The 20,444-nt window shown below is 50.4% G+C and carries 19 protein-coding genes and 1 tRNA gene; 4 read left to right on the top strand and 16 right to left on the bottom strand.

Translation table 11 applies throughout. From position 1 onward, the window contains the following. From ACED88_RS00100 to ACED88_RS00045, 12 genes are all read right to left on the bottom strand, one after another. On the bottom strand, positions 1 to 720 hold the full coding sequence (locus ACED88_RS00100; protein ID WP_449108371.1) for an acylneuraminate cytidylyltransferase family protein: 720 nt from the start codon (positions 718 to 720) through the stop codon (positions 1 to 3). After that, the gene (locus ACED88_RS00095) at positions 721 to 1,791 is read right to left on the bottom strand and encodes an RNA-binding protein (protein ID WP_449108271.1); all 1,071 of its coding nucleotides are present in this window, start codon (positions 1,789 to 1,791) and stop codon (positions 721 to 723) included. Continuing rightward, on the bottom strand, positions 1,782 to 2,789 hold the full coding sequence (locus tag ACED88_RS00090; RefSeq protein WP_449108270.1) for a CgeB family protein: 1,008 nt from the start codon (positions 2,787 to 2,789) through the stop codon (positions 1,782 to 1,784). The genes ACED88_RS00095 and ACED88_RS00090 overlap by 10 nt, the downstream gene beginning before the upstream one ends. Next, a complete protein-coding gene (locus tag ACED88_RS00085) occupies positions 2,790 to 3,716 on the bottom strand; it encodes a glycosyltransferase family 2 protein (RefSeq protein WP_449108370.1) in 927 nt (308 codons plus the stop codon). Then, positions 3,713 to 4,546 (bottom strand): glycosyltransferase family 25 protein, encoded by an 834-nt coding sequence (locus tag ACED88_RS00080; protein WP_449108369.1) that lies wholly within the window; start codon positions 4,544 to 4,546, stop codon positions 3,713 to 3,715. Before ACED88_RS00080 ends, ACED88_RS00085 begins: the two co-directional genes overlap by 4 nt. Continuing rightward, positions 4,543 to 4,743, bottom strand: coding sequence for a polysaccharide pyruvyl transferase family protein (locus ACED88_RS00075; protein ID WP_449108368.1), 201 nt, complete (start codon positions 4,741 to 4,743; stop codon positions 4,543 to 4,545). The genes ACED88_RS00080 and ACED88_RS00075 overlap by 4 nt, the downstream gene beginning before the upstream one ends. 14 nt (positions 4,744 to 4,757) lie before the next feature. Beyond that, positions 4,758 to 5,543 (bottom strand): polysaccharide pyruvyl transferase family protein, encoded by a 786-nt coding sequence (locus ACED88_RS00070; protein ID WP_449108367.1) that lies wholly within the window; start codon positions 5,541 to 5,543, stop codon positions 4,758 to 4,760. A gap of 38 nt (positions 5,544 to 5,581) precedes the next feature. Further along, positions 5,582 to 7,375, bottom strand: coding sequence for an ABC transporter ATP-binding protein (locus ACED88_RS00065; protein ID WP_449108366.1), 1,794 nt, complete (start codon positions 7,373 to 7,375; stop codon positions 5,582 to 5,584). Between the two features lie 139 nt (positions 7,376 to 7,514). Continuing rightward, on the bottom strand, positions 7,515 to 8,498 hold the full coding sequence (locus ACED88_RS00060) for a ribose-phosphate diphosphokinase (protein ID WP_449108365.1): 984 nt from the start codon (positions 8,496 to 8,498) through the stop codon (positions 7,515 to 7,517). Between the two features lie 5 nt (positions 8,499 to 8,503). Continuing rightward, positions 8,504 to 9,979, bottom strand: a complete 1,476-nt coding sequence (glmU, locus tag ACED88_RS00055) for a bifunctional UDP-N-acetylglucosamine diphosphorylase/glucosamine-1-phosphate N-acetyltransferase GlmU (RefSeq protein ID WP_449108364.1) — start codon at positions 9,977 to 9,979, stop codon at positions 8,504 to 8,506. A gap of 61 nt (positions 9,980 to 10,040) precedes the next feature. After that, positions 10,041 to 10,112, bottom strand: a tRNA-Gln gene (locus ACED88_RS00050). A 117-nt stretch (positions 10,113 to 10,229) separates the two neighbouring features. Further along, a complete protein-coding gene (locus tag ACED88_RS00045; protein WP_449108363.1) occupies positions 10,230 to 10,820 on the bottom strand; it encodes an arsenate reductase/protein-tyrosine-phosphatase family protein in 591 nt (196 codons plus the stop codon). Positions 10,821 to 10,937: 117 nt separating this feature from the next. On the opposite strand from ACED88_RS00045, the gene ACED88_RS00040 reads away from it, so the two are divergent. The 3 genes from ACED88_RS00040 to ACED88_RS00030 are packed head-to-tail and all read left to right on the top strand — an operon-like array spanning position 10,938 to position 14,204. Next, positions 10,938 to 12,761, top strand: coding sequence for an ABC-F family ATP-binding cassette domain-containing protein (locus tag ACED88_RS00040; protein ID WP_449108362.1), 1,824 nt, complete (start codon positions 10,938 to 10,940; stop codon positions 12,759 to 12,761). Positions 12,762 to 12,769: 8 nt separating this feature from the next. Next, positions 12,770 to 13,270 (top strand): acyltransferase, encoded by a 501-nt coding sequence (locus ACED88_RS00035; protein ID WP_237187124.1) that lies wholly within the window; start codon positions 12,770 to 12,772, stop codon positions 13,268 to 13,270. Between the two features lie 13 nt (positions 13,271 to 13,283). Next, positions 13,284 to 14,204 (top strand): glycosyltransferase, encoded by a 921-nt coding sequence (locus ACED88_RS00030; RefSeq protein ID WP_237187125.1) that lies wholly within the window; start codon positions 13,284 to 13,286, stop codon positions 14,202 to 14,204. Positions 14,205 to 14,253: 49 nt separating this feature from the next. Here ACED88_RS00030 and ACED88_RS00025 read toward each other — a convergent pair whose 3' ends face one another. The 3 genes from ACED88_RS00025 to rsmA are packed head-to-tail and all read right to left on the bottom strand — an operon-like array spanning position 14,254 to position 17,197. Continuing rightward, the gene (locus ACED88_RS00025) at positions 14,254 to 15,366 is read right to left on the bottom strand and encodes a glycosyltransferase (RefSeq protein ID WP_237187126.1); all 1,113 of its coding nucleotides are present in this window, start codon (positions 15,364 to 15,366) and stop codon (positions 14,254 to 14,256) included. A gap of 17 nt (positions 15,367 to 15,383) precedes the next feature. Further along, positions 15,384 to 16,292 carry a GHMP family kinase ATP-binding protein gene (locus ACED88_RS00020; RefSeq protein WP_449108361.1) on the bottom strand — a complete coding sequence of 303 codons (909 nt, stop codon included), beginning with the start codon at positions 16,290 to 16,292 and terminating at the stop codon, positions 15,384 to 15,386. Continuing rightward, positions 16,289 to 17,197, bottom strand: a complete 909-nt coding sequence (gene rsmA / locus ACED88_RS00015) for a 16S rRNA (adenine(1518)-N(6)/adenine(1519)-N(6))-dimethyltransferase RsmA (RefSeq protein WP_449108360.1) — start codon at positions 17,195 to 17,197, stop codon at positions 16,289 to 16,291. The genes ACED88_RS00020 and rsmA overlap by 4 nt, the downstream gene beginning before the upstream one ends. A 106-nt stretch (positions 17,198 to 17,303) precedes the next feature. Here rsmA and ACED88_RS00010 point away from each other — a divergent pair, with 106 nt between their 5' ends. Further along, the gene (locus tag ACED88_RS00010) at positions 17,304 to 18,548 is read left to right on the top strand and encodes a glycosyltransferase 87 family protein (RefSeq protein ID WP_449108359.1); all 1,245 of its coding nucleotides are present in this window, start codon (positions 17,304 to 17,306) and stop codon (positions 18,546 to 18,548) included. On the opposite strand, the gene ACED88_RS00005 is transcribed toward ACED88_RS00010, so the two are convergent. Beyond that, on the bottom strand, positions 18,502 to 19,560 hold the full coding sequence (locus tag ACED88_RS00005; protein WP_449108494.1) for a TatD family hydrolase: 1,059 nt from the start codon (positions 19,558 to 19,560) through the stop codon (positions 18,502 to 18,504). The two genes, ACED88_RS00010 and ACED88_RS00005, sit on opposite strands and share 47 nt — an antisense overlap. Positions 19,561 to 20,444 lie beyond the last annotated feature (884 nt).

Raw genomic sequence — 20,444 nt, 5'->3', positions numbered from 1 at the left:
TTAGCCTTCGTTTTCTTCTGATGCGAGTGTGGTGAGCAGTTGGTGCTCTGCGACGGAAAAGTCGATGGGAGCGTCAATGTCTACGCCCTCAACCTCATCAAACATGAAGAGCTCAATCTCGCCACCCAGTCGGTTGTGCAGGGTTTCGTAGAGCTCGGTCTTGGTGATGTACATGGAGCCGTTTTCTCGGTAGCGGAAGGTCTCTCGGGTGAGTTCCTGACGGCGGGGGCGGGCCATGACCTCATACTGGGCAGTCGGTGGCTCGGTGGCGGCCCAGATAAAGGGGCCGATGGGAATAACGCCCACCATGGAATCTGAGGAAGAGCCAGCAAACTGGCGGATAGCGCGTGCCAGGGTGCCGGGCAGGCGGACGGGCGAGGTCGCCTGCAGGAGCATGACGGCGTCCGGACGCTTGCCCTCCGCCGTGTAGAACTCGATAGCGTGCTCAATCACCGGCTCGGTGGCAGTGGTGTCTTCTGCCAGGTGAGCCGGGCGCATGAAAGGAACCTCTGCCCCGTACTGGCGGGCGATATCAGCCAATTCAGCGTCATCGGTTGAGACCAGCACGTCAACCAGGTGCTCGCCTTCCAGCTCAGCCTTTGCGGCAAGGGCCTGCTCGATGGTCCAGGCAACGAGGGGTTTACCCGCAATAGGTTTGAGATTCTTGCGCGGAATTCCCTTAGACCCGCCGCGAACGGGTATCACGCATAGAACGCGCATCTATTTAAGTTTCTCCTCTAGGTATTGTGCGATTGCCTTTGCTGGAGGCGTTGAAGGCACAGCCGGTGCTGGAGTGGGGGCTTCTCCCCACTGGCTAAGGCCATACCTATCCCAAAACTCTCTAACCCACGCAGGCGGGTTGGGATGATAAACCCAAGCAGGGATTCCCCTAATTGCCGCTTCAAGTACTCCTGTAGAAAAAATTGATACTACAGGATTGGTCAGCGTATTGAGGGGCTCGCAACCTCGGTCAATCTCTATACCCATTTTGTCCCATAGAGCATGGGTAAGTACAGACAGTTTGTCCTTTTCGTTAGGGTGAGGTCGGTAACGAGCCCCTGTATCCTTACAGAACTTGTACCCGGCCTGAGCGTACGACAGTCGAGAAAGTTCAGCTCCATGCATCTGCCCCAGGAATATAGGTAATCCCTCTATTTCGGAATTATCTACCCGAGATTTCTGAGCTGCTTCCCAAAAAAGTTGCGACCCAACTACATCGTACGTAACGTCGTTGCGCCCAGATATCCAGAAATCAGCATCCGCTTGGCTGAAAGCAAGAAGGTGAGTTTCAGGGGCCAGTGGCGGTGCATAAGGGGTGTGCAAGCCATGCTGTACGGTGATAAAACGAGCTCCTGAACGCTGAGCATACCGAGCTGCGGCTCCGCCCCAGGCCATATAATGGCCCAGCGCTACAACCTGAGATACAGAGGTAATTTTTTTATCGAGTTCCCCCTCTATGAGAGGGGTAGCTTTCCACTCTCCCTTCGGAAGGCGAGCTGTAACGTCCTCGGGAGCCCATACTGCATACGAATTAGCTGAAAGATAATGAGCGGGCTGCACCAAGGCGCCTAAAGATGTAGGAGATGTGGAGTCCAGCGCAATAAGAATCTGTGGGTCTTCACCTACTGTATGTAGATAACCCGATACAGGGGTAGATGAGTTAGAGGGCTTCTTATAATTACGTATTCGAGCTGGAACTTCCTTAATTGTGACTTTAGCTCTACGAAGAGGATGAGCATTAGCCTGCCATTTGCTCCAGGCATCGAGGTCTTCAGGATAAATTAGACCCATAAGGTATCCATTTTCTGCGCGCGGTGGAAGAAGGTATGTTCAGCCTGGCTTCGTTTAAGGCCTGCTGCTCGGATTGAATCGCTCCATGTGGGGTCCCCGATTATACGTTGGCATAGTTCAATAAGCTCTTCAGTGCTTTGGTAAACGAGTACTTCAGAGCCAATGTCGTAGAACTCCTCAACATCAGGTCTGTCAATCAGCTGTAAGCCATTCATACCAGGTACTTCAAAGGTTCGCATAGCTAAACCAGCCTGTAAACCGTGAATGTTTAGTGCAGCAGCAGCAGATGCTTGAACCTCGTAGGCCTCTGCCAAAGTGATGTCTCGTTCGGAGGGAATGCCTGGACGTTTTAGTTCCCAGGTACGCAAACGGTCGAAAATGTGATGAGACCATTCACGGCCATAGGCCCGTACCGGAACCCCAGAATTTGACAGTTTGACTATCATTTCTTCACGGTTTTTATAACGTGATCCTACGAAAACGATCTCATTGTTTCGTTTTTGTGGGAAATCGGCAAGAGATGGATCATAACCGTTTGCGACGAAGTGAGCGTTGATGCCCTCTGATGCGAGCTCCTCAGCTTCTGTACGAGCATAACTAACTACAAGAGGTAATTCATGCAAGAAGTTTTTGGTGTAACGATGGCGCTTTAAATCATCGTACAGCCATAGAATATAGGGGACTTTACGGTCAGTAACAGCCTGCCAGAAGTTATCGCCTAGGGTATCTGCTTTAATAACAATGATTTTGTCCGGGTCCACCTCGCGAAGGACATGAAGGGCTTTTGCTGTAGCCGCTTTTTCGGCAGTCTTTTGCCCGTCGAAGCCAACTTTTGAGGGTAGTTCGTAAAAAGCTTTATTGCGTAGCTTATCTTTGACCGTGTCGAAGGCGTCATAGCGATGTACCGTTACGTCGTAGCCTAGCTGGGTGAAGCCATCTGCAATGGAGTAGCAGTAGCCGTGAAAGGCAGGGCTGATGATGAGGAGTTTCTCTGCCATTTATCGTTTGCTTTCTGCTTTCTTGATATAGCTAAGTTCTTCGCGGAAGGTCGCAAGAGGTTTAACAGCACGGTTACGAAGCGCTCTGATGGAGTTGAAGATGAAGTTAGCGACAGTTACAGCTTTCAGCGCAGTAGCTAAATGCTTACCCTCATTCCATTTTGTGTTGTAGATAAAACGGGAATCGAGCACCCATTGACGTCGCTGGGCAGAAGCTCCAGAAGAACCACCACCTATGTGTTCTATTACTATATCGCCTCGGAAGACTCGTTTGATGCCGTTGGCTGCAAGCCTGCGTTGCAGGTCAACTTCTTCGCTGTTCATGAAGAAGCGTTCGTCCATTCCTCCGACAGCGTTAAAATCTTCGCGGCGAAGCATCATGCAGGCGCCCATCAGCCAATCAGGTTCTGCTCGTTTTCTGGTGGTGCATGCTAAATCGTGACCAACCATCACATGCCAAAATTTTGTATGGCGCAGGCGAGCTGCCGGGGTGAACCATTCCCAGGCATGGTGGCGCGTTTTGGGGAAAGTTCTACCGACCCATTGTGATTCTCCATTATGGCCTGTGATATGCGGGCTAATTATTACGCCTTGCTTGGCACGGCGGGTTTCTTCTTCAGCGGCTGAAAGCATGTCAGCAAGGAAGTTAGGGGAAAGTGTGAGGTCACTGTTAAGAATTAGAATCCAGTCACCGGTTGCCGCCGCCACACCTGTGTTAACATTAGCACCAAACCCTCCATTGACTGTTCGCCGGATGACTTTAACACCATCAATTTCAGGAAAAGAGATGGGGGAGAAATCATCAGAAACAATAATCTGAAAATTATTAAACGGTGAACTTAATTGTTCAATTAAGTGAATTGTTTCATCAGGATCACCATAAAAAGGTATAATAACAGAAATATTATCTGAACCACCTGCTCTCATCTCACATTACCTCTCCATCTCAACACACATTTAATGGATCTACCCAACCGAATAAAACGTTGGCGAATAAATAAATTTTGTCGTATTATCCTAAATCTGCTTTGCCCTTCTAAGCCATATTTAAGGTATTCTTTTTCCCAAGTATGCTCCTCTCCACCAATAGTTGATGGGCCCTCCCAGGAACAGATTCCTGGCCGGACCAGATTCATGTGAATCCCTGCCTCTTTTGCCCATATTATATAATAATCAGCTGGCCATGAAATTTTATGCCTAGATTCAACATATTTTACATATTTTCTGGCAGCATCTTGGCTTATAATATACAGCCCCGTCCCCAAGGCCATTCCATCAAAGCTACCCAAAAGAATTGGATAAAAACCTGATCTACCGATAGGTTTTGAGAAAAGAGAAAGAACAGCAAGATTTTGATCAGGTGAGAGAAACCTACGCTCACCTGCAGACAATCCAGGAGTAGCCAGAACTACTATTCCTACTTTATTCCAATTAGTAAGCTTTTGGACTCGCTTAATAACTTTTTGTGCTTTATCGTCAAATCTTACGTCATCTTCAGCAACCAGCATTAGATTCTCATTCGGATGATTCTCTATAAAATTTTTACAGAGAAGGTAATGACTAACCACACATCCAATTTCACCAAGATACGGAGGGCGTCCTAATACACGTGAAAATTCATCTAAATCAACATAATCTGGCGTGGGCTCTGTATAACCGTTGAACGCATTCCATACTTTAAAGTCTTTTGAAAAGCCCTGTTTCTTAAACCCTTTAAGCCTTTCAGACCCCTCTAAAGCTAAAACGTACTTAATCATTTAATATGAGCCTTTTTAAATGATTCTTCAATAGATTCAGTTAAAACCGCATTTGGGAATTTATGTGTGTATTCATTATAAATCGTAGATATTTTCCCATAATTATTATCGGACACGAAATTAGGTATTCCTAATATTGAAGCAAATATATGTGCATGAAGTCTATTAGAAACTACGACTGAAGCTGAAGCAAACATCTTGAACGCAGCCCTCATTTAAGGTATCGCATCAATTCACTTTGAATATTTTGGGTCGCAACAATAGCAGATAACGGCAGCTTTTTACTAACCACCAGACGATTCAATAATGAAACATAATTCCATTCTTTGGCATTTCTTTCTGAAAAAATCCAGTCTGAAGGGGCGTTATCACCCACAAAGACTCTTTTATCCTTGCTTTCTTTATCATCGCGTTGAATGATTAACGGCTTTTTTGGAAATGAAAGATCGGCATGATGTTTATGAATATCAATACCTAAAGCCATATCTGGTGCAAAAATAAAATTATTCTCTGAGAATGAATCGCTATACTCAGCTATTCCTTTATGCGTTCTACTAATAATTGTCAGATTCTGGGCGGAAGAAAATACTTTCGCAGTTTCACGTAAATTTGATTTATCGTTATACTGTAAAGTTTGCGGAAGAATCACAATTCTACGCTTTGGATACCGTTCTACGACATATCGTCGAAATTCTTCATAGTGAATCCATATATCGCCCATATTTCCTCCGCCATGAAGAAGTAGTGGAATTTCAGGGTCAAGAGAATCGATAAAATCCCAGTTTGTACGATGACTGACAGACTTATATATTATATTTTTATTAAGTCTCTTGAGAGTGTCGATTTCTCCTTGCCAGATAAATGTATCACCTAAGTTTCTATGAACTGGCTGATCAAGCAAAACCACTTTATCGTTTGATTTTAAGACTTCTCCCAAAGTCCTATCTATCTCAGATTTAAAACTATTTTGAACAGAATCATTAACTATTTCTTGCATTTTATTTCCTTTACTAAGCGATGATAATAATTTTTTCTTTAGTCAGGTAGTTGACCAAGTTCAACCAGTCTAGCAAATTCAGGGTTCTGATCTCTAACTTCGGCAAAAGTACCTTGAGACACGATTTTCCCTTCCGACATAAAAAGTAGCTGATTTACTTCTCGCACAGTAGAGAGGCGATGGGCGACAATAAAAACTGTGCGTCCTTCTGTCAGCCTGTTAATTGCTTTGGTTATCTTATGTTCTGTCTCGTTATCAAGCGCAGAAGTAGCTTCATCTAATATTAGAACACTAGGATTACGATAAAAAGCCCTGGCCAGACCAATCCTCTGTCGCTGCCCCCCCGAGAGGCGAGTACCATTCTCGCCGATTTTGGTATCCAACCCCAGTTCGAGGCTCTTAACAACGTCCTCCAACTCAGCTAGTCGTACACATTCCCATACACGGTCCTCATTAATTTCCTCAGGTGTTAAGCCGTAGGCAATCTCCTCACGAATTGTTTTGCCTGAGATAAATACATCCTGGGGAACATAACCAATATTTTCATTCCACGCCTTGATGTCGTCGTTAATGTCCTCCCCATTAACTAGAACCCTGCCCTGGCTTGGTTTTAATAGGCCAAGAATAAGGTCAATTAATGTAGTCTTGCCTGAACCTGAACCACCCACAAATGCGACTGAGGTTCCACTCGGTACACTAAAGTTAAGAGACTTCAGAACGTCATGGTCACCATCGGGGTAACGAAAACTGAGATTCTCAACAGAAATATTAAATTGCCTGATGTTACTTTTAATTTGTGCAAACTCCCCAATTTCAGGTTCCTTTTCCAAAAAAGTAAAAGGACCAGCATTTATTTCTTGGATAGCTGTTTCATACTTCTCGAGATATGGGAAAGCGTTACGAACGCCACCAAGCGTTGCAATTACACGTACAAAGTTTGGAAGGATACGAATACAAGCCGCAGCAAAAACAGCCATGTAAGCAACTTGCTGCATTCCACCAGTCACAACCATAATGCCCATAATTATGGCGATACCACCAATGAATACAATTTCTAAAAGATATTTAGGGAGTTCGAAATAAAAACCTTTGCGGCGGCCAGCTTCGACGGCATCGATTCTAGCTTGCTGATAGTTAAAGAGGCTACGTTCAGTAATACCGTGGATAATATTTTCTCGAAAACCGTTGATAGCTGTCAATGTAGCGCCTGAAGATTCCAGCTCCTTGGTCCATACAATATAACCCGCAGAGACATTCCTTTTCTTCAAAAACCTTTGTATCAGATAGGTAGCAAAACCGAAATAAAGAAATGCAATTAGAGTTTCGAGAGGCATAACTGCCGCCAGCAAGCCCATGAGTAATATGATGGAGAGGCCCTCCCCGATTATTGACAGTATGCCCCCAACGTAACCACCGTAGACCTGTGCATTAGCGCTACCGGTAATCTGCAGAATCTCCGCAGTGGCTCGCTTCCGATGTTCAGTATAAGGCTCGCGTAGGTATGCGCCTAGAACTGCTACTGCGCTAGCTGTTTGTTGGCGAGCAATAAAGCCAGAACTCCACCATTTAATTATTAGAGAGAAAATACCTTTAAAAACAAATGAGCCTACTAGAACACCACTCATCAATAAAATAAAATCTTCACGTTCTGGACTTCCAAGAATGCGATGTATTTGCCCGAGATAGCCTGACGTATAATCATTTCCCATAGCTACCTGAATCACTGGCAAGATTACAGCTACTCCTAACAAATCTAGGAGCGATACCAGAAACAACAGGATTACATTTAGTATGAGTAGATAGAAGTTCTTACCTGGAAAAAGGTACTTCATTCTGGTTATCATGATGGCGTTTATTTCCCTACTATTAAGTGCAAGCGACCCAAAGCTGAGTCCGTACAAAACTACGCTACAGCGAAAGATAGCTTCGCGCCACCAGGCGCGAAGCTATATTCCAGTGATATTGATGATGTTAGTTAGCTCGTCCGTCAAACAGGCTAGTCACAGACCCCTCATCGAAAACTTCCTTGATGGCACGAGCCAGTAGCGGCGCAATGGACAGCACCGTCAGATTGTCGAACATCTGCTCGGGCTTGAGCGGCAGAGTGTTGGTTACAACAACTTCGCTAGCACCGCAATTAGCCAGACGCTCCGCAGCGGGGTCAGAGAAGACAGCGTGGGTGGCTGCGATGATAACGTCTTTAGCGCCGTTTTCCTTGAGCACGCGCACAGCACCGGCGATAGTACCACCGGTATCAATCATGTCGTCAATCAGCACGCAGGTGCGGCCCTCGATATCGCCCACCACGGTCTTAGATACAGCCTGGTTGGGGACGTTGACATCGCGGGTCTTGTGGACGAAGGCTAGGGGCGCACCATCGAGCAGCTCAGCCCACTGCTCTGCAACACGAACACGGCCAGTATCGGGCGATACAACGGTGACGTTTGAGGTATCGACCTTGCTTGCAACGTATTCTGCCAGCAGGGGGATAGCCATCAGGTGGTCAACCGGGCCATCGAAGAAGCCCTGAATCTGGGCGGTGTGCAGGTCAACGCTCATCAGGCGGTGGGCGCCAGCAGTCTTGTAGAGATCAGCAATCAGACGAGCGGAGATAGGCTCACGGCCTTTGTGCTTCTTGTCCTGACGGGCGTAGGGGTAGAAAGGTGACACCACGGTGATGGAACGAGCTGATGCACGCTTGAGCGAGTCAACCATAATCAGCTGTTCCATGATGGCATCGTTAATCGGTGCCGGGTGTGACTGGATAACGAATGCGTCCTTCCCTCGCACCGATTCGTTGAAACGTACGTAGGTCTCACCGTTGGCGAAGGTGTAGGCGGATGAAGGAAGAACTTCATTCCCCAGTTCCGCTGCAATCTGTTCAGCGAGTTCGGGGTGGGCACGGCCTGAGACCAGCGCCATCTTCTTTTCGCCTGGATTCGTAATCTCAGTCATTACTGCTATTCGCTTTCCTTAACTGAGCTGGCTGATTCCGCATCCAGTGCAGCCTGGGCTGCTTCTGCGGCTTCAGTACCGGCTCGCTTTTCAATGACCCAGCGTTCGATGTTGCGCTGAGGGGCTTCGTTAATTGCTAGGGCGCCTGCAGGGACGTCCTTGCGGATGACGGTTCCAGCTCCAGAATACGCGCCATCTCCGATATGTACGGGTGCGACATACATGTTGTCGGACCCCATTCGGACATTGTTACCTACGGTGGAACGGTGCTTGTTCACGCCGTCGTAGTTCACAAAGATTGATGCTGCGCCGATATTGGAATTCTCGCCAATGGTTACATCACCTGCATAGGAGAGGTGGGGCAGCTTTGAACCGGCACCGATTTCGGCATTCTTGGTTTCAACAAAGGTGCCAATCTTGCCCTTGGTGCCGAGCTTGGTGCCGGGGCGCAGATAGGCGAAGGGGCCGACGGTAGCACCGTCCGCAATTTCTGAATCGGAGCCCTCGGTGCGGGAGATAGTGACGCTCTCCCCTACCTTGACATTGGTCAGAGTAGTATCGGGACCGATGACGGAGCCGGTCGCGATGTGGGTGGCGCCGCGCAGATGGGTGCCCGGCAGGATAGTAACGTCGTTCTCAATGGTGACGGTAACGTCAATCCAGGTAGATTCGGGGTCAACAATGGTGACACCAGCAACCATGTGAGCATGGGCCACACGGTCGTTGAGCTTGCGGCCCAGCTGGGCCAGCTGCACGCGGTCATTTGCGCCTTCAACTTCCCAGCGGTCTTCAATATCGAGTGCGCTGGTGCGGTAGCCGTCCTCGCGGGCGATGGAGAGAACGTCGGTGATGTACTTTTCGCCCTGGGCATTGTCGGTGGTGACGCGGGTCAGCGAGTCACGCAGGACCTTTGCGTCAAATGCATAAATACCGGAGTTGATTTCGGTGATAGCGAGCTGCTCAGGGGTAGCGTCCTTGGCTTCGACAATGGCAGTTACTTCGCCGGCCTCGTTACGGACAATACGGCCGTAAGAACCGGGCTCGTCAATGTGGGTTGTCAGGACAGTAACAGCGTTCTTGCCTTCTTCATGGAAGGCAATGAGTTTGCGCAGAGTCTCGGTCTTCAGCAGGGGAACGTCACCGTAGGTCACCAAAACAGTACCTTCAACTTCTCCGGCTTCTGCATCCAGGCCCAACAGTCCAACCTCAACGGCGCGACCGGTACCGGGAACTTCGTCCTGGTCTACAATCGTGACATCGGAATCGAACGCTGTGACGTGTGCTGCAACTTTGTCGCGCTGGTGGCGCACAACAACAGCCAGGTTCTTGGGGTTAAGTTCACGAGCCACAGCTACTGCGTGTTCCACCATGGAGCGCCCGCCGATGGGGTGCATGACCTTGGGGGTAGACGACTTCATACGGGTTCCAGCTCCGGCGGCTAGAACAATAACAGCGGACGGAACTGAAGCAGTAGCAGTCACTAGTTGGTACTCCTTGAGCGAGTAAGACCCCGGTAGTTTGCGAGATGTATGGGGCGTTGAGCTCCGCCACAAGGACTCGAACCTTGAATAACGGCTCCAAAGGCCGCTGTGTTGCCAATTACACCATGGCGGATTACCGTCCCACCTACTTCAGTGAAGTAGCACGGACGAATCTAGATACTACCAAGTCTCATGCCCAGAATGAAACGCGCGGAGTGTGAGTCTCAGTAAAAATTCTCTAGCCAGCTACCTATGCCCCTAACCAGGGAATAATTTTCGTTAAAGCAAGCTCCACTTCTTCCACTGCAACCCGTGCGGCTTCTGGGCCCTTGCGGTAGGGGTCAGCGATTCTGTCTTCTTTTGCTGGAGGCTCATCGAGGGCATACATGAAGGCTACTGGATCAACGCGACGCCCAGCCTGTTCCTGAACTCGCGCCATATGTTTTAAGAGATGAATTTTTGAGCGGTGTTGGGGCCACTCACGCACAATCCAGTTAAGGTGTTCTTTCTCCATCACTAAGACTAGTGCAGATTCTTCCAATAACTGAGCAGTAATCTGTTTAGCCTGATGGCTGTGAAAGTTTACACCTCGCGATTCCAGCTCCGAGTCAATAAAAGGAGCTACCCCTGAGCCTACGACAGCCCCAGTCCCCGCGCTATCAAAAGTCCACTCTGAATCGGAGCCTGAAAGTTGCTCAGCAATGTACTGTGCCGTGGCGCTTCGGGCAATGTTACCTGTGCAGACAAAGAGAACCTTCTTGGACATCGGGAGGTACCTGAGCTCTTCTTCCTCTACTCTTCTTCTTTTTTTAAGGAGAGCTCCTACATTGAATTGTGTCATGTCTTCTATTTTACTCTGTGCAGAACTTGCAATGTTTGACACCATAGAAAATCGCTCGAGACAGTAAAACACAGTTTGTAATTGGAAGGCCTAACGTTTACCTAGTAGCCTAGAGGGGTGGCACATCTACTTGGCGGCGAAGACCTACACATTGAATTTCCCACACGCACCATCTTTGAGGGCATCACGGTTGGCCTCAACGAGGGCGACCGTATCGGCATCGTAGGTCGTAACGGTGACGGTAAGTCCACGCTTCTCTCCCTCCTCGGTGGGCGGCTCACCCCCGATTCAGGTAAGGTCACGGTACGATCTGGAACCCGGATTGGCTTCCTCGATCAGGCAGATGTTCTCGACGATTCCCTAACCGTGGGTCAGGCTATCGTTGGTGATACCCCCGAATACGAGTGGGCTTCGGATTCTAAGATTCGCGACGTCATTTCGGGGCTGGTGTCAGACCTCGACTGGAATGCGTCCGTCTCTTCTCTCTCGGGTGGCCAGCGCCGCCGTGTTGCCCTTGCCGCTCTGTTGGCAGGCGACTGGGACGTCCTCATGCTTGACGAACCTACCAACCATCTCGATGTGGAGGCTATCACCTGGCTAGCTAACCACCTTAAAACCCGCTGGTCTAAGAACGCGGGCGGTCTGCTCACCGTCACCCACGACCGTTGGTTCCTGGACGAAATTTGTACAGATACCTGGGAGGTCCACGACGGTATTGTCGAGCCCTTCGAGGGCGGATACGCTGCCTACATTCTGCAGCGTGTTGAGCGCGATCGCCAGGCAGCTGCAACCGAAGCAAAGCGCCAAAACTTCATGCGTAAGGAGCTTGCCTGGCTGCGCCGAGGTGCCCCTGCGCGTACCTCCAAGCCCAAGTTCCGTATCGACGCCGCTAACGCTCTTATCGCCGATGTGCCCCCGGTGCGTAACAAGGTGGAACTATCGCAGATGGCTGTATCCCGCCTGGGTAAGGACGTAGTGGATATCGAGGATGTCGATGTTAGCTACCCCGATGCCAATGCACCCGGGGCTACGAAGGACGTGCTCAAAAAGGTTACCTGGCGCATCGCTCCTGGTGAGCGCACCGGCATTATGGGTGTGAACGGTGCTGGAAAATCAACTCTGCTAGGCCTTGTGACGGGCTCGGTACAGCCCACCCGCGGGCGGGTTAAGCACGGCAAGACCGTGAAGGTCGCTACGCTCACCCAGCAGCTCGATGAGCTGCGGGAAGTTGAGAATGACCGGGTATCAGATGTCATTGGGCGCAAGCGCACCTCCTATGTAGCTGGCGGTAAGGAGATGACTCCGGGGCAGCTTCTGGAACGCCTAGGTTTTACATCGGCACAGTTATCTACCCCAGTGAAAGACCTCTCAGGCGGGCAGAAACGCCGGCTTCAGCTCCTGCTCATTCTCTTGGATGAGCCCAATGTTCTCATCTTGGACGAGCCCTCCAACGACCTTGATACCGACATGCTGGCTGCGATGGAGGATCTTCTCGATACCTGGCCCGGTACCCTGCTGGTAGTTTCGCATGACCGCTACCTGATGGAACGTGTGACTGACCAGCAGTATGCGCTCGTTAATGGTGTCTTTAGGCATCTGCCGGGTGGCGTTGATGAATACCTGCAGCTTTCAGCTTCTACCTCTGCCGCACCGTCGACCAAGGCGGTCGATTCTTCGCCGCTCGGTAAGCAGGACGCCGGCAGCAGCTCGGCGGCTAAGGCTAGCGGAGCTGAAATCCGGGCAGCACAGAAGGAAATCAACCAGATTGACCGCAAACTCGCTAAACTAGCAGACCAGAAGGCCAAGCTGGATGAGAAGATGGCTAGCCACGACTACTCAGACTATGAGGGGCTGGCTGCTCTCTCTGCCGAGCAGCAAGGCATTCAGGATGAGATCGATGAACTAGAAATGCACTGGATTGAATTAAGTGAAATAGTGTAGGAGCCTTCATGGGACTTGGAATTAAAATCGCAGCAAACGACCTTGTTAGAAGATTTGCTTTCTCATCTTCAATAAATCTTATTTACCGATGGAAACTTTTAAATAAACTAGGCTGGAAAGAAATTGAAGAAGCTTATATACGGGATGGCTGCCTGTTTATTGGGTATGACCTAAAAATATCCAAAGACAGCTATCTAAATAGGCAAGTTTTCATTGATGCAAGCGCTCGTGTGGAAATCGGATCGCATGTACAATTTGGCCCTCGCTCCAGCATCATCACCAGCACTCATAAAATTGGCAACGCAAGTTGCAGAGGTGGAGAGCCAGATAGAAAGCCAGTTACAATTAAAGATGGTTGCTGGATTGGAGCTGGAGCCATGATTCTTCCTGGAGTCACTGTAGCCGAAGGGTGCATTATCGCGGCAGGTGCTGTCGTTGCTAAAGATACCGAAGCTCATGGTCTATATGCAGGAGTACCAGCTAAACGTATTAAAGATTTACCACACTAAAGGAATCACTAAGATGCACTCACAACCTCTCGTCTCAGTTATCATTCCCGTATATAACGCTGCAGATTTCTTACCTTATCAGCTCGAGGCTCTAGCCGCGCAGTTAAATGCTCCACCATTTGAAGTAATTGTTGCAGATAACGGATCAACTGATCACATTAAAAAGGTTATAGATGATTTTCAGAAAAAGCTGAACATATCTCTTATTGATGCCTCACACAAAAAAGGGCAGTCATTCGCACGAAACCTTGCAGTTTTTAAAGCATCAACCAACTATATTTTAGCTTGCGATGCTGATGATGTGGTTTCACCTAACTGGGTTTCAAGTCTTTCACAATATGTACTGGATGAAGACTGTATAGTTACGACTCCACTTTTACCCTTTTACCCTCATTTGGGTGAATCCCCTGAAACAGCACCCGAATCACGTAAAACTCGGGAAATGCTGCTAGGCCTTAATGAATTTCCATTTGCACAGGGAGGTTCCGCAGCCTATAGAAGATCATCCTTTATTGAAGTAGGTGGTTTCGACGAAAGTTTTCGTGGTGGATCAGAAGATATCGATTTATCGTGGCGAATCACAGACTCAGGGCGCAATCTCTACTTCTGCGACAAAGCCTGTTTGTACTATAGGGCCAGAGAAAATGAAGGTAATACTTTTCTACAGGTCTACCGATACGCTAGAGAGAATGTCCTTCTTTGGAAAAGATGTAAAAGTCGCGGTAAATTGATTAACTCTGTTTCTTTTAAAATAGCGGTTATTAGAGCTTTAGCAATTCCATATCTCTACATTAGAAATAGGAATTTTGAGGACTTTGCTAACTATGGGGGAAGACTAGGCGCACTATCAGGAAATATTAAATATCGCCTTTTGCAAAAAAATAATTCTCCTCAATTGATATGGGATTCTATACCTGAGGCCAAAGAATCCTAGAAAGGGAATAAAAAGTGCGAGCTGTCAGATAAACAGCTCGCACTTTATATTACAAGAGATCAAAAATTTTCTCCCAGGTTTCTACCACATACTTGGATCGATATTTTTCTGAATAACTATAAGATTTCTGGCTCAAACTTTTTCGCATCATTGGATTTTTCATATAGAGAGTGAGTAGTTCACTGTACTCTTTTATATCTCCAGGAGGAACCAGTAGTCCTGTTTCATGAAGACTCTCATGTACTCCTGGAGAAACATCATATGCAATTGTAGGAACGCCCATTTGACCTGCTTCAACTATTGTCATTGGCAAGCCTTCAATTTTTGATGAAATAGCGTTGAGAGATGCACTTGAAAATATATTATCAATATTTTGCACAGCAGGATAGAAAGAAACCTCATTATATTCTTCGTATTTCTTAATTAAATCCTGCTTGGTCTCACCCTCCCCATAGAGTTCAAGCTGCCAGCCATCATGCTCAGAGTCTAGAAAAGCCTGGATTAGATGATCGACCTGTTTTGTCTCAGAAAACCTTCCTGCATAGATAATCTTCCGAGTATCCACAAAGGATTCTTTCCTATACTGCTCCGGAATATCAATTATATTTGGCACATGGAAAAATTTCTTGGGAAACTCCTGCGAAAATAGCTCTTGGTCAGTTTCAGAAAGAACCGTAGCATTGTCACAATTTTTTAGGGCAAGTTTCAGATTGATGATATCCTGACTGGTAAGGCCAGATCTTGACATATGCATCTGTACAATTTTTTTGAAACGCTTTAAATTTACTTTTTTCGCTAAGTAATTGAAGCTTTCAAGAGATGCACCGATAATCACTACATCATTATCACGAAGTTTATGAAATTTCCTCCTCAATCTCAGTGAAAGAAATGGGGATCCAAATTTGGAAATTACTCTTCGAAGTGGTTTCAAGTATCTCTTTGACGTATTAAACCCTTTCATATCATCAGTCAGTTTTATCCATGGATTAATTTGAAATATCTTATATTTTTCTTTAAACTCTTCACTAGCAGAGTACATTAAAAAATATTCCACATCATAACCCTTTTCCGTAAGGGCATCGTATAAGTTTCGAGTTGAGGTAACGAGTCCATTAGGAAGAAACAAGTCTGAGACAGCAATAATAATTTTTTTCTTCTTCATAAGAATATCCCTTTCATTTATTTGATAATTACTGAAGTCGGCCCCGAACCAGATACGAAGCTTACCGCTGCACCGGGCTGAGCATTGGTCTTTTCCAGCGTTTCTGCCAGTTCAGGCAACAGTGTAACGGCAGGCGCAGCCAGATCGTTGCGCAGCAGCCCGGCAATAGCCGGCAGGCGCCTCTGCAGCGGCTCAGCAGAGGTCAACAGGTCTAGCAGCTCCTGCGGAACTTGCAGGGTGGCATCCGGAGCAGGGTAGCGCCCAGCCGCGCGGCCGGCGTCCAGCTCCTTAAACACGGCGGGGGTCGACAGCCCAGCCGCTGAAGGAACAAACCCAAACTTCAGTGGCTCAACGCCTTCAGGTACCTCAATCGGCGTGAGTTTGTCCCCCACCCCGGTGCCCACAGCCAGGCCACCTAAGAGGGCAAAGGGCACGTCGGCACCCAGCGGAGCAGCCAACTCCAGCAGGCGCTCAAGCGCAAGAGACTTAGCGGCCAGGCCTGCCTGCACCAGGTAGTCGTTCATGGCCTTCATGGCGGCGGCAGCATCGGCAGACCCTCCGCCCATCCCACCGGCAACCGGAACAGCCTTATCGATGTGAAGCTGAACGGCGACGTCCTGAATATCCAAGCCCTGGGCAGCTACCACCGCTGCTGCCCCGCGATAGGCCAGGTTAGATTCATCAAGCGGAACGACAGCCGGGTCAAAAGCCCCGGCAGCAACCTGCTCCGCAACAGGAGATCCTTCGGCAACACTCATAGACTGGGAGATACCGGGCTCATGGGCCGAAGAAATCGTGACGCGCTCTAACACGTCGGTTGCGGCATAGAGCGAGGCGACCTCGTGGTATCCGTCCTCGCGCAGGGGCCCCACCGCAAAGTAGAGGTTGACCTTGCCCGGGGCAGTAGCAGAAACGCTTAGAGTCATGAGGACGCCCCCTTCCCGCCCTGCTCCGCACCGGCAGGTACCTGCCGGGCGGCTTCGGCAATCTTGATTAAATCGAAGATATCAAGCTTCTCCCCACGCAACTGCGGGTCAATGCCGGCGGTCTCAAGAATCTCACCGGCGCGGGCAGCTGAACCGGCCCAACCGGCCAGGGCAGCCCGCAGGGTCTTGCGACGCTGGGCAAAGGCAGCATCGACAATAGCAAAAACCTCTTCACGAGGCAGGTCAGACAGTAGCTCAGGGCGACGCTTAAAAGCCACCAGACCCGACTTAATCTTGGGAGCAGGCCAGAAAACGTTAGTACCGATCACCCCGGCCTTAGACACCTCAGCGAACCAGTTAGCCTTGACCGAAGGCACCCCGTAGATCTTAGACCCGGGCTTGGCCGAGAGGCGGTCGGCGACCTCGTCCTGCACCATAACCAGGGCATGCTCAATCGAGGGGAAGGTAGCAAACATATGCAGGAGTACCGGCACCGCCACGTTATAGGGCAGGTTAGCTACCAGGGCGGACGGGGTACGCGGCAGCTCAGTGACCTTCATGGCATCAGAGAGCACCACGTCGATACGGTCTTCCGAGCCGGGGCGGAACTTAGCAATCGTCGCCGGAAGCTGTTCAGCAAGAGGTGGATCGATCTCAACAGCAACCATCTCGCGGGCAGCGTCCAAGATACCCAGGGTCAGTGAACCCAGGCCCGGGCCAACCTCAACCACCGTCTCATCGGGGCTGATATCGGCAGCAGCGATAATACGGCGAATGGTATTAGGGTCAATCACAAAGTTCTGCCCCAGAGTCTTAGTGGGGCGGATACCCAGGGTGGCAGCTAGGTCACGGATTTCTTGGGGGCCCAACAAAGCATCGGGCGCAGGAGATTGCTGTTCAGTCACGCTCCCTAGTCTACCGGGTCTGCCTCAGCACAGAAGGTCTCCCCGTAGTCAGAGCGCCACCGGTAGAATTACTGCTCGTACCCAGCCATCCAACCCCGGGGAACCTATGCCTACCGCACCTGCCGCGCACCAGCGTCCGCCCATTGCCGCCCTCACCAGGGCGCTCACCAGCACACCGGCCCTGGTCACCGCCCTAGCGCTCACCGTCATCAGCGCCTACCCCTTCCTCTGGGACGAAAAAATGGTGGCCCGGGAATTCTTTGACCTGCAAGTCTACTACGGCGGGGTGGCCCACTGGCTAGAGACCGGCCAGCTCTACAACTGGGCCCTGCCGCCCGAGGAAATCTACGGCTTTACCTACCCGCCTTTTGCAGCCCTGGTTTTCACACCTTTTGTGTTGCTCACCAGTGCAGATACGGCTGGGCCAATATTTCTGTTACTCAATATTGCTGCGCTGGTAACCCTGGTCTATCTCTCCTGCCGGGGTATGGGGGTAGGCAAGCGCCCTGCCCTGACAGCCGGGCTCTGGCTCACTCCCCTGCTGCTCAAGTTCTTCCCTATCAGCTTCAACATGGAGCTGGGGCAGATTAACCTCTTTTTGGTGCTGCTGATTCTCACCGACGTCATCTACCTCAAGAACACCCGCTGGCACGGGGTGCTCATTGCCCTGACCGCCTGCATCAAACTCACCCCGGCTATCTTCGGCCTGCTCTTTCTCGCCACCCGCGATTGGAAGTCTCTGACCCGTTTCGTGGGCACCGGTCTGGCCTCTATCGCGCTAAGTTTTGCCGTCGATTTTGAGGTAGCCCGCGAGTACTTCACCGAGAAAATCTTTGAATCCTCCCGCGTGGGCTCCATTACCGGGGCGCTGAACTATAACCTACTGGGCACCTGGGCCATGCTCTTCCCCAGCTGGCTCACCGGCATCCTTTTTGTCATCACCACCCTGGGGTCGGTAGCGCTGACTTACCTGGCCGTGCGCAGGTTCGCGTGGCAGGACGCCCCCGGCGCCTACCTGGGGGCAGCCTCCTGTGTTGCTGCACTGGGGCTCTTGCTCTCCCCCATCTCCTGGACCCACCACTGGGTCTGGTTCGTGACCTTCCTCACCTTCGCAGGTCTCTACGGCTGGCGCACTGCACACAGCGGCTACCTCTACCTGGCGGCCGCCGGCACACTGATTTTTGCTATGCCCTTTGCGGTCTGGTTTGGCGGGCACACCTGGGGCGGTAACGAATGGCCCGAGCACCTAGCTCTCCTACACGCCCTGCCGGTGGTCTGGGCGGTCGCCTATATCGCGCTAGCGGCTAGAAGCCCTCAATTCCCCAGCTCCCGTAGGCTGCCAGAGAGTTAGCGCGAATATCCCGGCAGAGCTCTTCCAGGTCAGCCCCCAGGTGTTCAGCCATGAAACGCACGGTGTAGTTGGTCATGTAGCTGGCATTGGGGCGGCCCCGGAAGGGGTGGGGGGTCAAGAAGGGGGCGTCGGTCTCCGCCAGGATTAGGTCCCGGCGGGCTAGCCTCAGCGACTCTTGAATACCGTGCGAGTTCTTGAAGGTTACGGTGCCCGCAAAGCTCATGTACCAGCCCTGGTCGTTGCAGATTTCGGCCAAGTCAGGCCCACCGGAGTAGCAGTGGAAGATGACGGTCTCGGGTGCGCCTTCGCTCAGCAGGATGCGCACGACGTCCTCGTGGGCGTCCCGGTCGTGGACCTGCACGGCCTTACCGTGTTTCTTGGCCATGCGGATGTGGGCGCGGAAGGATTCCTCCTGAGCCCCCTTGCCCTCTTCACCTGTACGGAAGTAGTCCAGACCGGTCTCTCCCAGGGCACGGACGCGCGGGTCAGCTGCCAGGGTGTCGATAGCGGCCAGGGCCGCCTCCAGCTGGCCAGCCTCAGCCAGCTTGGGAGCCTCATTAGGGTGCAGAGCTACAGCGGCTAGCACCCGCCGATCGGCATGGGCAGCGCGGACGGCATACAGTGAGCTGGACACATCACAGCCTACCTGCACAATTGCACCGATACCCAAGGCCTCGCCGGTATCGAGAGCGTCGCGGGCGGTTACGGCCACCTCACCGTCCAGCAGGTCCATATGGGTGTGGTTATCGACAATGGCATAGGGCAGGGGTGCCGGGGCTGGCGGGAAGACCAGGTTGCGGCGGCGCCCGTCCTCCCCCTTCTCCCCGCGGCGGCGGGTGCCCTCCCCGCTAGGCTCACCCGCGGTGTTGTAGCGGTCAGCCCGATAGGCCGGAGGTACTTCGCCCTCAAGAATCGGTTCGGGGGCCTCAAAGATAGTGGCGGTCTGCTCAGCCTCACTGGGTAGGCAGGAGGCAAAACGCTGGGCAAGCTCTGATAGCTCATTAGCAGCCATCGAATGGCAGTTGATGCACACGGGTAGATCCTCTTGATATAGATGAAGAACATTAATTCATACAGCTTAAATCCTCCCATACATCGTTGCCCACCAGCAGCCTTACAGCAGTTGAATCACGAGATAGTAGGGCTTCCCTTCAGGAAACAACGACCAGAAATAATAAATTTTAAATTAATGATTTCTCACAAGGGATAGATATATTCTATTTTAATAAAATTTTTCCCTAATTAGAAAATAAAAACTTTTTAACCGTAAACATCATGACCTATAAATTCACTCCCAGCCCTCCTCAGCAAGTAATAATCCACTCATACTAAGAGACCACCTAAAACCAGCATGCAGAACACGCCACGTCTTGATCTGAGCAATGACTCACTCCATCACCGACCGCAACCGACTAAGCACCCAGCCATTCTGCCTACTCCTCGGCACTAGGCCTAAACTATGCCTGACGCTTCATCAGGGTAGCCACCCCCAGGCTTATGCAGCTCTTATTCGCTAAAGTCGTCGCATTTAGATACTCCCCCAAGCCCATGAGATTTAAAAGCATAAGCGTCACACCTAACCCCAAGGGCCGAGTCGCGGTCACCATTAGGAGTCAGCCGCCTGATTTTACCCAGGCGCTGTGGACTTATAGAGCTGCGAAGGAGTATTGCGAATTGCTGGCACTTCAGGTCTGTTGCAGGTTTGTTGGGCAACAACATCCTCCGGCGCAATCTTGAGAGTATCCCTAGCGTTTTATCTGATCTTTACTGCTGCGCGATGCTTTACTTAGTTTGCAATGAGAACTTTTAAGCAACCCTCGAGGCTTATTCAAAAGTCCCACCCGCAGCCAAAAACACCAACCCCCGCACCACCGCAAACACCCGCCCATACAACCC

Source organism: Rothia sp. 11273D007AR (genome assembly GCF_053547255.1).
The sequence above is the reverse complement of the archived record's forward strand: the minus strand, read 5'-3'. Positions and strand labels throughout refer to the sequence as shown.